Source organism: Candidatus Chromulinivoraceae bacterium, from assembly GCA_035478595.1.
Taxonomy (GTDB): domain Bacteria; phylum Patescibacteriota; class Saccharimonadia; order Saccharimonadales; family Saccharimonadaceae; genus CAMLKC01.
This window is the reverse complement of sequence record DATIJL010000012.1, coordinates 70,957-83,259: the sequence shown is the minus strand read 5'-3', so window position 1 is coordinate 83,259 and position 12,303 is coordinate 70,957. Positions and strand designations below refer to the sequence as shown.

The 12,303-nt window shown below is 44.7% G+C and carries 15 protein-coding genes and 1 riboswitch; of the genes, 5 read left to right on the top strand and 10 right to left on the bottom strand.

Annotated features, from left to right (window positions below; genetic code table 11):
• Positions 1-23: 23 nt before the first annotated feature.
• The 6 genes from rsmH to VLG36_03850 form a co-directional block, all read right to left on the bottom strand.
• Positions 24-914 carry a 16S rRNA (cytosine(1402)-N(4))-methyltransferase RsmH gene (gene rsmH, locus VLG36_03875; GenBank protein ID HSW77911.1) on the bottom strand — a complete coding sequence of 297 codons (891 nt, stop codon included), beginning with the start codon at positions 912-914 and terminating at the stop codon, positions 24-26.
• Between the two features lie 383 nt (positions 915-1,297).
• A complete protein-coding gene (locus tag VLG36_03870; GenBank protein HSW77910.1) occupies positions 1,298-1,660 on the bottom strand; it encodes a hypothetical protein in 363 nt (120 codons plus the stop codon).
• 272 nt (positions 1,661-1,932) lie between these two features.
• Entirely contained in the window at positions 1,933-2,151 is a 219-nt protein-coding gene (locus VLG36_03865; protein HSW77909.1) for a hypothetical protein, read from the bottom strand.
• A gap of 55 nt (positions 2,152-2,206) precedes the next feature.
• Positions 2,207-2,896 (bottom strand): hypothetical protein, encoded by a 690-nt coding sequence (locus VLG36_03860; GenBank protein ID HSW77908.1) that lies wholly within the window; start codon positions 2,894-2,896, stop codon positions 2,207-2,209.
• Positions 2,886-3,908 (bottom strand): gluconeogenesis factor YvcK family protein, encoded by a 1,023-nt coding sequence (locus tag VLG36_03855; GenBank protein ID HSW77907.1) that lies wholly within the window; start codon positions 3,906-3,908, stop codon positions 2,886-2,888. Before VLG36_03855 ends, VLG36_03860 begins: the two co-directional genes overlap by 11 nt.
• A gap of 1 nt (position 3,909) precedes the next feature.
• Positions 3,910-5,175 carry a glycoside hydrolase family 1 protein gene (locus VLG36_03850; protein HSW77906.1) on the bottom strand — a complete coding sequence of 422 codons (1,266 nt, stop codon included), beginning with the start codon at positions 5,173-5,175 and terminating at the stop codon, positions 3,910-3,912.
• A gap of 42 nt (positions 5,176-5,217) precedes the next feature.
• On the opposite strand from VLG36_03850, the gene VLG36_03845 reads away from it, so the two are divergent.
• The 3 genes from VLG36_03845 (at position 5,218) to VLG36_03835 (ending at position 6,801) form a co-directional block, all read left to right on the top strand.
• Entirely contained in the window at positions 5,218-6,063 is an 846-nt protein-coding gene (locus VLG36_03845) for an LssY C-terminal domain-containing protein (protein ID HSW77905.1), read from the top strand.
• A 136-nt stretch (positions 6,064-6,199) separates the two neighbouring features.
• Positions 6,200-6,421, top strand: coding sequence for a hypothetical protein (locus VLG36_03840; protein ID HSW77904.1), 222 nt, complete (start codon positions 6,200-6,202; stop codon positions 6,419-6,421).
• Entirely contained in the window at positions 6,418-6,801 is a 384-nt protein-coding gene (locus VLG36_03835) for a type II toxin-antitoxin system death-on-curing family toxin (GenBank protein HSW77903.1), read from the top strand. Before VLG36_03840 ends, VLG36_03835 begins: the two co-directional genes overlap by 4 nt.
• A gap of 93 nt (positions 6,802-6,894) precedes the next feature.
• Here VLG36_03835 and VLG36_03830 read toward each other — a convergent pair whose 3' ends face one another.
• Complete coding sequence (locus VLG36_03830) at positions 6,895-8,418, bottom strand: PIF1 family ATP-dependent DNA helicase (GenBank protein ID HSW77902.1); 1,524 nt, start codon at positions 8,416-8,418, stop codon at positions 6,895-6,897.
• 49 nt (positions 8,419-8,467) lie between these two features.
• Here VLG36_03830 and VLG36_03825 point away from each other — a divergent pair, with 49 nt between their 5' ends.
• Together VLG36_03825 and VLG36_03820 are read left to right on the top strand one after the other, a co-directional pair.
• Positions 8,468-9,004: a type II secretion system protein gene (locus VLG36_03825; GenBank protein ID HSW77901.1), complete on the top strand. Its 537-nt coding sequence runs from the start codon at positions 8,468-8,470 to the stop codon at positions 9,002-9,004.
• A 32-nt stretch (positions 9,005-9,036) separates the two neighbouring features.
• A complete protein-coding gene (locus VLG36_03820) occupies positions 9,037-9,582 on the top strand; it encodes a prephenate dehydratase domain-containing protein (GenBank protein HSW77900.1) in 546 nt (181 codons plus the stop codon).
• A gap of 6 nt (positions 9,583-9,588) precedes the next feature.
• Here VLG36_03820 and VLG36_03815 read toward each other — a convergent pair whose 3' ends face one another.
• The 3 genes from VLG36_03815 to VLG36_03805 form a co-directional block, all read right to left on the bottom strand.
• Complete coding sequence (locus VLG36_03815; GenBank protein HSW77899.1) at positions 9,589-10,569, bottom strand: Kiwa anti-phage protein KwaB-like domain-containing protein; 981 nt, start codon at positions 10,567-10,569, stop codon at positions 9,589-9,591.
• An 87-nt stretch (positions 10,570-10,656) separates the two neighbouring features.
• Positions 10,657-11,622, bottom strand: a complete 966-nt coding sequence (locus VLG36_03810) for a methionine adenosyltransferase domain-containing protein (protein ID HSW77898.1) — start codon at positions 11,620-11,622, stop codon at positions 10,657-10,659.
• A 50-nt stretch (positions 11,623-11,672) separates the two neighbouring features.
• Positions 11,673-11,774, bottom strand: a riboswitch (SAM riboswitch).
• Positions 11,775-11,822: 48 nt separating this feature from the next.
• Positions 11,823-12,302 (bottom strand): pyridoxamine 5'-phosphate oxidase family protein, encoded by a 480-nt coding sequence (locus VLG36_03805; protein ID HSW77897.1) that lies wholly within the window; start codon positions 12,300-12,302, stop codon positions 11,823-11,825.
• Position 12,303 lies beyond the last annotated feature (1 nt).

Sequence of the window (12,303 nt, the reverse complement as noted above, 5' to 3'; positions counted from 1 at the left end):
TTTGCCCCTTCCTTCTTTTTGTTTTATTTTTTCACTGCGACTCGAAGTTTTGCACTTCGGGAACGCGGATTGTGAACGTCGTAAATATCCCCAGCTAGCGGTTTTTTGGTCAGGATTTCGAGTTCGGCCTCGTACCCAGCATTTTTTTGTTCGCTAAAGTACTGTTTGACCAACCGATCCTCGAGGCTATGAAAGCTGATAACCCCCACCCTTCCCCCTTGTTTTAACAACTTGGGTAAAAGTGGTAGCATTTCTTCAACTTGCCGTAGCTCTTGGTTGACCGCTATTCGGAGTGCTTGAAAAGTGCGCGTAGCTGGGTGGGTTTTTTTCCACTTGCCACGATAATTTTGTTTGATAAGCTCAGCGAGTTCTTCTGTCGTATGAAGTGGCCTTGCTTTGGAGATTGCATCGGCAATATGCCGAGCAAATCCAAGCGGTTCCTCTCCATAGGTCGTAATAATACGCACAAGCTCGTCTTTTGATGCCGTATTTACCAGCGTTTCGGCTGATACTTCTTGGCGACGATCCATACGCATATCGAGCGGACCATTTTTTGTAAAAGAAAACCCTCGTTCTTGCTGATCGAGCTGCGGTGATGACACCCCCAAATCAATCAACACGATATTGAACTGCCTCCCCTCTTCGATAAGCTGACGAGCAGCATTGGCGAAGTCGGTATGCAGTAATCTGACTCCTTTCTCGGCAAACTCGCTTAAATGACTAATTGCATAGTCATCGCGATCTACCAATACAGAATCTTCGAAGTTGTTGGTCACTGCTAAAAACTTTCGTGCATGACCGCCGTAACCCGCTGTAAGATCGAGATAACTCTCGCCTAACTCAGGTTGCAACATTTCAAGCGTCTTGTCTAACAGGACCGGAACATGATGTGGTGGATGTTCTTTGATACTCATAAGCTCCTCTCATTCTAGCCGACCTTTCACATCTGCGCCACCTCTTTGATAAAAATTAGTGATAGATGTTTTGAATCATAAGATTAAGATTTGCTTACTCGAGATCACCTAACTGGTAACAGGATATTTTTGTTTTTTTGGTGTGTTTGTTTTTGTAAATAAGTGTCTGGATGTGTTTAGGGTTACGTGTAACTCATATCATCCAGATTGAGAGACTTATGTGTGTGAGGTGGAGTTTTTTGGGAGGTGTTTTGTTTAGAGGAAGGTGCGTCGGTGTTTTTAATGTGGTACCGTTTATTCCACTATCCTGCTACCAGATAGGTGCCCTCGAGGTATCTTTTACTATCTGGTTTAAATTTTTAAGGTGCCTTCTTGCGCTTTAACTATGCTTCTTGATCCGGAGCGAGGATACGCCAGTAGGCGCCCGCCCGAATTGCAATAAGCTCCCGGTCAATCCCCGCGTACTCAAGCAGATGTTGCTCAATAGTCACTCGACCTTGTTTTTGGTCAAGATCCGCGTTGGTTTTCCCACGTCGAAACTTAACGTTAAGGTCAGCGACTCTTTCATCAAGAATGCTGCCCCCTAATGCCGGTTCGACTTCCCTGTCCCACACTGTTTGCGGGTAGAGGTGGAGATATTTGCCAAATCCCCTAGTAAGAACAACGCCACTCGCGAATTCATTTCGAAGCTCAGTCGGTATGGTTAACCGACGCTTGTCATCAAGCTTTCGTTCGAAGTAATCCACTTCTGGTTTTATTCCTTGCCGGTAGATCAGGCTCAGTGTTAGTTGTTTTTTAGTGCTAGTGGCTTTTTTGTTTTCGTGGTGTTACCCACTTCTTTCCACTGGCCTTACTATAATACCCACCATTACCCACGACAACCCCTATTTTTCCACGTAGTACATGTCACCTGGTAATTTATCCACACTTTTGTGGATAACTAACAAATTTTACGGGGGTACTAAAAATACCCCATTAAGGGGTATCGTGGTATTTTTAGCTACTATGGGTGTGCGGACTAACGAGTAAACAAGAAGTTCGCGATTTGACCGTCGTATTGTGTCGTCACCTGTAAAGCAATCCAAGCAGTAAGGACAAATAGATTGGCGACAACCGAAACAATAAGAACAGCTGTTTTGAGGTCTTGCGACATTTGCGAACTTGGAATAGGGCGAGTCAATTCCATGACAGCTTCCATTTGTTCTTTTTTGGTTGTGTTTTTTGTGTTTTGTGCCATAACATTTTTAACAATAGCATACTGTTTATGCTTTGTCAATGATGTGGATTAGCCGTTAATTGAATAGCCTGTCGATCGCGCCGTTCAGACCAATTACGTCTACCACATTCTGCGGAACATCGCCCTGTTGTGATGGAAGTGGATTGCCACCAGGAGCAACAACATGGATCCCATGGACTCCCTCGGGCGTACCCCAAAAGCTCTTAGCTTTGTCATCTAGCAAAAAAACTTCTTGCACATGCAAGGCTTCAAAATTCTGTGTAAGAACCGGCGGTATCAAAAACGAACCATCATCTTTTTTCCACCCAGTAAGCAACTCGCCTTTTTCTTCAATATGAGTCACGAGATGCGGGACATAGAGTAATTTGGCCGCCTCAAGCTTAATAAGCTGCCAGGCTTCCTCTACTCCATACGTAACGATTCCATACGCGAGTGAACGTTCATCAAGAATCTGGAGAAGCTCACGAGCATATGGCAGGAGCGCGTCCTGACGTTTTGCACGATACAAAAATTCTTTTTTTACTTCTGTCCATGATGACGAACTACCAGCTTGCTCAAGCAGCTGGTGCGTATGACGTATTGTATCAAATGTCTTACCTTCAGCCTCTATGCGATTACGCGCTGTGGCAAAGGTACTAGCGGAAACCCCCGTCTCAGCCAATACCCCTTCAAGGATTTGTTGAAATAAAACAGTATTACCAAGACAGCGGTCGAAATCGAGAACAAAAAAGGTATTAGTGTACATTGAGGCTATTATATAGGCCAATGAGGGCACTCGCAACCGCTACGGAGTCATGACGAATCAGGGAGCGTGTAACCGGCAAGCTGTCTGCTTTATGAGCAGCTGCCACAGGACCCAAAAATTCACCACTTACAGCCTTATAATGCTTCTTACCTAGCTGTGCCAGATTCTCTTCTACCAAGTAGGCATTTTCCGCTTCGTAGCGCGCAGCCAGCTCTTTATCTGGTACCTGTTTGTTATACAGTACATAATCAAGGAATGGACCACCAGCAAAACGTTCGATCTCATCTGCATGATCAGCCACAGAAAAGCCTTCGGTCTGGCCTTGTTTAGTAACCAAGTTTGAAACATACACGGCTACTGCTTTGCTTTTCCGTAGGGCTTCGCCCACACCATCGATTACGAGCAGTGGACCGAGTGAGGTGTATAGATCACCCGGAGCAATAATAACAAGGTCAGCCTGTTCGATTGCCTGAAGTGCAGTAGGATTAGCCACAGCGTTCGGTACAAGTGAAATCGTTGCCTTACGAGGGTCATGTTCAAAGTATTCAGCATCGATCACGCGTTCGCCTTGTAGTACAACGCTTATTTCGGACCACTCCATTTTGAGACGCACGTTATCGAGCGTGGCGGGAACAACGACACCGTTCACACGCAAAATTTCAGAGGCGGTCTCGACAGCTTCTGAAAAACTACCAGTCATTTTTTCGAGAGCACTAATAAGCAGGTTTCCAAACGCATGCCCCTGAAACGTACCTTCTTCAAAACGATAATTAAATAGATCACGCACTTTTGGAGAATCACTTAAAGCAACTAAGCACTGACGCACATCACCTGGCGGCAATGTGCCCAGCTCGTCACGCAGAACACCGGTACTACCACCATCATCCGCCATATTAACCAGCGCTGCGATGGAATTCGTGTAGTCCTTAAGGCTTTTCAAAAGAGTGAAGCTCCCCGTTCCACCACCAATTACCGCAATCTTGATATCATTTTTAGGAAATGGGTCGTTCATATTACTTTACCTCTGTACGTAAGTGTTTAATTATTTTGCCAAACCAGACTGCACTTGGACGAAGGGACCTCTCCAATGTTTTAGGGTTAACAGCTGCAAGACCAAACCGTGGCCAAAAGCCTTTGTCCCACTCAAAATTATCAAGCAGGCTCCAATATAAATAGCCCTCAAGCTTCACCCCGTTATCAATGGCTTTTTGCATACCGATAAGTGTCTGTGTTATCCACCGCTGTCGTTGTTTGTCTTGACCATCCGCAAGGCCATTCTCAGTAATGATGATGGGTAGATGATATTTCTCGTGCAGGCGCTCTAGAGCAAACTGAATCGTAGCCGGACTTAAATCCCAGCCCAGATCACTCACATCTTCGTCGGGGTTATGAACCCGATAGCCGTAGACACGATCACTAGTATAATAGTTGATACCCAAAAAGTCGCACTGCTTTACAACCTTATGCAAAAAATAATCATCTTTTGTGTACTGTAGATAATCGGCATACTTACGGCTAAGTAGTGCGTTATCCCCGGCATACACGTACGATGAGTTATGCGCCACTGATACCCTATATCGACGATTGATACTATGAATCACTTGCGCTGCCTTATTGTGTGCGTACGCAAGATTGTTTATCACACGCCAATAGCGGTATCGACTCGTTACATTTGGCGGCCACTCGCCTATCAGGTAGCTATTACGAGCATAGATATCTGCCTCGTTAATAGTTAGGATGAGTCGTACGTTAGTGCCAAGTTCACGCACTATTTTTTCTGCAAAACGAACAAAGTATCGTACGTTTGAACGCTTTTCAAAACCACCGAGGGCACTAAACCATACAGGCAAGCTAAAGTGAAAAAGTGTCACAACAGGTTCAATCCCCCGCTTTCGCAGTTCAGCTGCGTATTGCTTATAGTGCTCTACAGCCTCAACATTCCATGCGCCTTCTTGTGGTTCAACGCGTGACCACTCGATACTAAACCGAAAAGCGTTCATGTTCATTTTTTTAAGCAAGTCAAAATCATCCCGATACAAACTATAGTGATCAACTGCTGCACCAGAAACGTAGTTGTTGGGATTTTTTGCTTCCATCTCTGTCTGCGTCCATGAATCTAGCTGACCGTAATGATACTCAGCCTGCGCTGCCAGAGTTTTAGCATTTTCAAGCTCCCATACGGACCATTGGTTGTGCGTACCACCTTCTACCTGGTGTGCGCTTATCGCAGCTCCCCATAAAAATTTCTTAGGAAACCGTAAACTGAGTTTTTTCTGCATACTATCCTATTATACGACACATTTTAGATGTAAAATAAAGGAATGATTGGTACTCTCCTCCGTCTCCTCTGGCGCGCGTTCGTCGGCATTGTTGCTGCGGGCCTTGCCTATGAAACAGTTTTTCTGTTTTACCCCTATCTTCGCCACCATATGCCATTTTTGGTTGATATCATTTTGCTCTATCTTTTAACAGCATACTTTGGCATTCCGTTTTTAGTACGCTTATGGCACCTTGTACTTCGTCCAAGACACCTCCCTCTTTATGTCACAAGTGCCGATGGGTGGTCAAGTGACCCAATTAATATTGCTATCGTCTGCAAAAGCCAAGCTCAACTTATGCGCGCCATGCAAAAATCTGGATGGTATCCAGCGGATAAAGCAACGCCAAAAAATACGCTACGACTAGCCTATGCCATATTGCTACGTCAACCGTACCCTACTGCACCTTTTAGTAAGCTATACCTATTCGGTCGGTCGCAAGACATTGGATATCAAATACAGACCGGCATGCCACCAACGCCTCGACATCGACACCATATCCGATTTTGGCAACTACTTCCAGACGACCAAGAAAAACCTCATCAGCATGTCACCTTTTGGCAAAATATCTTTTCACTCTTCTCAAGCAGGAAACAACAAATCTGGATTGGCGCAGCCACTCACGATGTAGGTCCATTCGCCCTTCGCGTTCGTAATTTACAGATGACTCATAAAATTGATGAGCACACTGATAGTGAGCGAGATTTTGTCATCAAATCATTAAAAGATGCCAATCTCATTCATAACCGCGAGACAATCCCTGCGGGTGAGCCCATCAAGTTTCGGGGTCAAACATTTGGTGTCAATATTATTACCGACGGAACACTACAGGTTATTGAGCTTAAGTAGCGATCAAACCTCCTACTACGAGAAATGCGCCGCCTATTACTCTGGTAAGTGCGAGCACCCCACTTTCACGTGTATTGAGACGTAGAGTTCTCAGGTTTGTATTGACACTTATTATAATATGTTTATAATAAGATACATGATTGAAACGGAACAAAAGTTGATACAGATCGGTTCAAGCGAAGGTGTAACCCTTTCTAAAAAGGATATTGCGATACTTGGCGCAAAGCGTGGCGATATGCTCAGAATTCGAGTTGAGCGTGTCATCAAAAAGGACACACGACATGAAGATCTATTACAAGACTACGACATGTTCGTTAAAACGTACGGCCAGACATTAAAAAATCTTGCTGATCGATGAGCTATATACATCTCACATTAGAAGAAATACTGCAACTGCACTTTCGAGTCGTTGAAGATTTCGGTGGTTCACATGGCGTTCGTGATGAAAAACGTCTTATGTCGGTTGTTGCGGCACCTCAGCAAGAAGTATTTGGACAAGAACAGTATCCTTCCCTTCACACAAAGGCGGCTGTCTATTTAAGGAATGTCATCGGTGATCATCCATTTAGCGATGGCAATAAGAGAACTGCGCTTACTATATGCGGTGTCTTCTTGGCGCGCAATGGTAAGCCTATAGTAGCCGACCCTAAGAAGCTCGAAGAATTTACCGTACAAATCGCCGTTGAACATCTTGACATCGAAACTATAGCGAAATGGCTCAAATCCCATAGTGCATAATCTTCTTCATGACTAGAATGTTCGAAGAGCAAGAACTTAAGAAAGTAAGTGCAGGGCTAATCTACAAAATCAGACATCTTCTAGAGCATAACATTAAAGTGTTACACTATCTTCACCAAAATGCTTTTGCAATCGCATGACGATACTTCCCTCATGTCGTCCGAGCTTTCCACTCAATTCCTTCACAGTCGTGCCGTTTTGAAATTCTTGTCTTAATAAGTCATCGTCGGTTTGTTGCCATGGGCGATATGCGTTTGGGTAAGTCTCACGCATCTTAGCTATTTTCTCAGACCACCCACTACTTTCAGCTTTTTTGTTTTTCGAAGGGGTCATTTTACGAGTTTTTGCTTTTTCGTCCAAATGCCCGAATTTCACCGTATCCGCTTTTGCCCTATCGCGTAGTTGGCTATCAATTGCCTGTGCATCCTCACTCACAGCGAGCGCCATGCGATTGATGCCAAGAAGATATAAATTATCGAGGTTTTTAACACGGCTAAGTGCTACGTAGCCCATGCCCTCGACAAAGGCCTTGCGAAGATCAATCTGCGCAGCATCCAGTGTCATACCCTGACTCTTATGGACAGTGATCGCCCATGCAAGTCGAAGTGGAATTTGGGTAATACTCGCTCGTTTTTTATCACCATCGCGAAGCTCCCAGGTATCAGGTGACATAGTGACCGTATTACCGTTCTTAAACTGCACCACTGGATATTCAGTACTGTGTTCGAACTCGATAACCGTACCAATACTGCCATTGGCATATTTACGATCGCTTGCGTTTTTAACCGCTATTACAAGTGCGCCCTGCTTCAAGCGCAACACTTCAGGTGCTAATACTGAGCGCTGAAGGTTCTCAACATAGTTATCCGATCCAGTAGTGGTTTCGGTGTAAAATAGCTCATCGCCAGGCAGTTCATCAAGTCGTGCTTCATTTATGCGATCCACATCAATATTAACTGTATGGAGTTCAGTTAGTTGCGCATCTTCAGGTGGCTGTTGGTCTACACGAGCCAATAGTTTTTCGGCATGATGTCGCCTAATATCTCCGTCACGCAGGGCATTCAAAATTTCGAGTAGCATTTCATCGTCCTGACGGTGCTGTTCCTGTAAATAGCAAACGGTCGGATCGAGCTCACGCCACACATTACTGTGAACAACAAAACCACCCGCACGTGAATCTCCCCTATTAATCGGTGGTAACTGAAAAAAATCACCACTCATAATAAGCTGGATTCCACCAAATGGCACATCTTTACGGCGGACTAAACGACATGCTTCGTCGATCATATCAAGACGGTAATCGTGCAGCATTGAGATCTCATCAATAATAAGCACGTCGGTCTTTTCGATAATTTCGAATCGGCCCTTTGAAAGATGCTCAGCAAAACCTTGTGGCAAATAGTCCGAAACACCAATCCCCGCCCACGAATGAATAGTAGTACCACCAAGGTGCGTTGCTGCAAGGCCAGTTGTCGCCGTTACCGATACGTGCTTACCTTCAGCCTTAGCAAGCCGGATAAATTGATTTAATACAAATGTTTTACCCGCCCCAGCAGGGCCAGTTAGCAGCACACTCTCCCCCGAAAGCATTATCTCAAGCGCAAGTCCCTGGTTCATCTCTACTCATTATAGCATCTGCATGCCAAGCCGGTGTATACTGAGAAACATGAAGAAAACCACAAGCGGTTTTACTATAGTCGAACTCCTTATTGTTATTGTTGTCATTGGTATTTTGTCAGCTATAATACTCGTGACCTACAACGGAGCACAGTCACGTGCTCGCAATGCGGACCGCTATTCTCAGGTAAAGACATGGCAAAAACTGTTTGAATTATATAAAGCGACATATGGTACCTATCCACAAGTTGCGAATGGTAATTACTGCCTCGGAACCAACTTTCCAACTGGCTCTGATGGTCAAAACCGTTGTCGCGATTCTGCGATGACCGATCCAAATTACTCATACCTTGAGTCTGCAAATACTGCCTTAATGACAGAGATCAGAAAGGTTGGGACGGTTCCTACTAATTATCCTTCGCGCATCAACGGCGATTTGGTCGGACCGTACGTCAACTATTGGGGCACTGGTATGTCCATTACGCAGGTTTTCGAGGGAGGTCCAAGCAATTGCCCGCCCGGTCTGGGCTACTCGTGGGACGATGGTCACGGCACGCTACTCTGTTATATAAGCCTCGGCAGTTAACACATAACATACACACATGATACAATGACGTTATGCGCGTTGCTATTCAGGGAGAAGCTGGTTCGTTTCATGACGAAGCAGCCCACAAATGGTTTGGGTCTTCTACTCAGATCTTACCGGCAGAAACATTTGCCGATGTCTTTGAAGCCCTAAAAAATGGCCAAGCTGATTATGCGGTTGTGGCCGTCTCCAACTCGACTTTTGGACCTATCGAAGAATCAAATGATCTTGTTGCAGCACATTCTTACCCACAAATCGGTAGGATAGATCTCCCGATCGCCCAGCAACTCATAGGATTGCCCGGTACTCAGTTGAATGATATCAAAACCGTTTATTCACACCCAGTTGCCCTACCCCAATGTAGCAATTTTCTTGCAGCCCATCTTCCTGATGCAAAACTCATCTCTTATCACGACACGGCCGCTAGTGTCAGACTTGTACAACAGATTAATGACCCCACATGCGCAGCTATTGCTGGACGCCAGGCAGCTAGGTTATATAATCTCTCGATTCTGGCTGCAGATATTGAAAACGACAAAGCCAATACTACAAGCTTTGTCGTTCTATCAGCAACTTAACGACGACTACCCGCGTGGAGGTTCACCATCTGGTTCGTCGAGCAGTTTCTTACTTTTAATTTCATAGCGCTTCCCAGTAATCTCACTAGTTATGTAGTCTTCGTTAATAAGATTTACAAACATATCCAAATCATTGCCGTCCATAATAATGATAGCGCCAGCATCATCAGTCATAAGCTCTAGCTGCATGCCGTCCGCATATTCAACCGCCTGCTCTTGCGTGACGCTACCGATCTCCATTTTTTGTAATTTATTTACAATTTTCTTGCGTTCACGCACAAGCGTCTGTAGATCAAGCCCGTCAGGAAAACTTAACTTATACTGCTTTTCGATCTCCTCAACCTTTTGATCAGCAAGAGCCTGTTTCTTATATTCGTAATTAAATAGCTTTTCAAACTTTGCTTGGTTGAAGACAAAGATATCTTTATCAATGATAAGCACCTGGTTGTCGTCTGGCATTTTCAAACCGACATCAGCTTGAAACGCGCCAAATTTGCCGTCACGGAATTCCCAACTCGTTGCGCCGTTAAGTACCTGCCCCTGCGAGATTGCTTTCGTGACATAAAAAGCCTTTTTAGGATCGTCCTTATGCGTAAACCTAGCCACGATACCTTTAATACGTTTGAACTCATGTTCTTCTTGACTAAATTCCACGATATCGTGGCGTTCGTTCTCAATAAGATGCAATAGAGTTTCGGCACGCCCTACTTTTTCAAGATCGGTCCGTAACAATGTGTTCTCTTCGCCATCACTCAACTCAAAATCACGAACAGTCAAACCCGTTCCAGCACCCATGTTAACAAAATTAATAAGATCAAACAAAAAAAGCGGTTTAATCTGTGCATTTAGGTCGCTGCCAAAATGCGTACTATAGGGCGTGTAGTTTTTGTTAAACAAAAAGAATTCAACATCTAGGTCTTTTTTAACGCCATCAGTATTATTTGCCCATAGAAAAATATCGGTCGGTTCGCGGGTTTCGTTTTCCATATTCTAACTTTCTGTCTTAGTTACGATTAGTCATATTATACCACCTACGAAAAAGGAAGTAACAGCAAAACTCGCGGAACCGACAATTTATTTATCCCAACTAAAGCCATGACCAAAGTGACCATACCGTGCCGTTTTTTCATACTGAGGACGTAGTAAATCAAGTGATGCGATGATACCGTGCGGTGTAAGATCATAACCTTCTACCACCTCATGTTTACCATCGATAATAACGCTGGCTTCGAGTGGCTCTGCAACACCTATCGCATAAGCAAGTCGAACAAAAACCTCATGTGCCTGTCGATTATTCAGATAATCAACAGCAATTTTTCGCGCCATATACGCCGCGCTTCTATCTACCTTACTTGCGTCCTTACCACTAAATGCACCGCCACCAATTGAAATCCGCGGACCATAATTATCAACAATCAGCTTACGCCCCGTAAGGCCGGCATCGGCATCAAAACCACCTTGATCCCAATCGCCACTCGGGTTGCAATACAAGATAACATCGTCACTCGTTTTATACTGCGCGAGCCACGATCGGACTTCTTTATTGAGCTCAACACTTGGCGCATGTTGAAAACTTGCAACAACCGACATAATGACATCGTCTTGTAAGGTAACCTGCGTTTTACCATCATGTGGCCAACGTTTGTATAGGTGTTCATTCAGTCGGCGCGATAAAATAACCTCAAGTGGTAGCAGCTCTGGCGTCTCATCCGTCGCATAGCCAATCATAATACCCTGGTCACCCGCACCACCCACATCAACACCTTGAGCAATTTCTTTACTTTGGTGAGTAATATGTTTATACACAGTTACGTCACCTGCGATGCGCTTTACGATCGACTCAACATCAACGTTCTGTGCACCGCTGGTCACCTCACCCGTTACAAATACGTAACCGTGACCCCCCGCCACATCAACCGCCACGCGTGCTTGTGGATCCTCTTCGAGATGCGCATCTAAAATTGCATCTGAAATTTGATCACATAGTTTATCCGGGTGTTTTGGCGATACACTCTCGGCCGTTCGATATAGTACAGACATAAAAAACTCCTTTCTATCCGCCCCTGGCTTCTAGAAAAGAGTTAAAAGAATTAATATCTTTCCCGGAAACCCAGGCTGGATGTGGCACCTTGCTTTCTAGCAGGTTGCCGGCGAGTCATAAGGCCAGTCCCTCGTCGCTCTCTTGATATTTTTGAATTGTTAACATTAGTTAGCGTACACGATCAACGCCAAAATGTCTACTATCGAACCTTGCCAACGCGTTGCAAAGCACTGCTGCTAAGCTGCATAACATCGATTGTAATGCGTTTATACGGTGCGTCTAACAAGTTTGACTCATCAAACAGCATAATCTCACGAGGCGTTAAACAATATAACATGTGCCGGTTTTCACCCTTCTTAAAGCGTTCTACAAAGTTCACACCTTGTTTGTATTTCTTTACATATACTGCGAGTACACGTTCTATCTCATCAAGGTTGCGGACGGTTCTGACAGTTCCCTCTGCCTGAAGCCCAATGACTGGCATTGATTGCTTAATAGCTATCGTCACAGCCGCTTTTTTATTTTGTGCGAGCTCCCGACTATGGCGCCTATCGGGCAAACTAAGCCAATAGAACTTACCATCATCTACAACAAAATATACCGAACATACCCATGGCTGCCCCGCCTTTGTCGTTGCAAGTTGCATAACTTTTTGCCGGTTAATTTCATCAGCATTCACA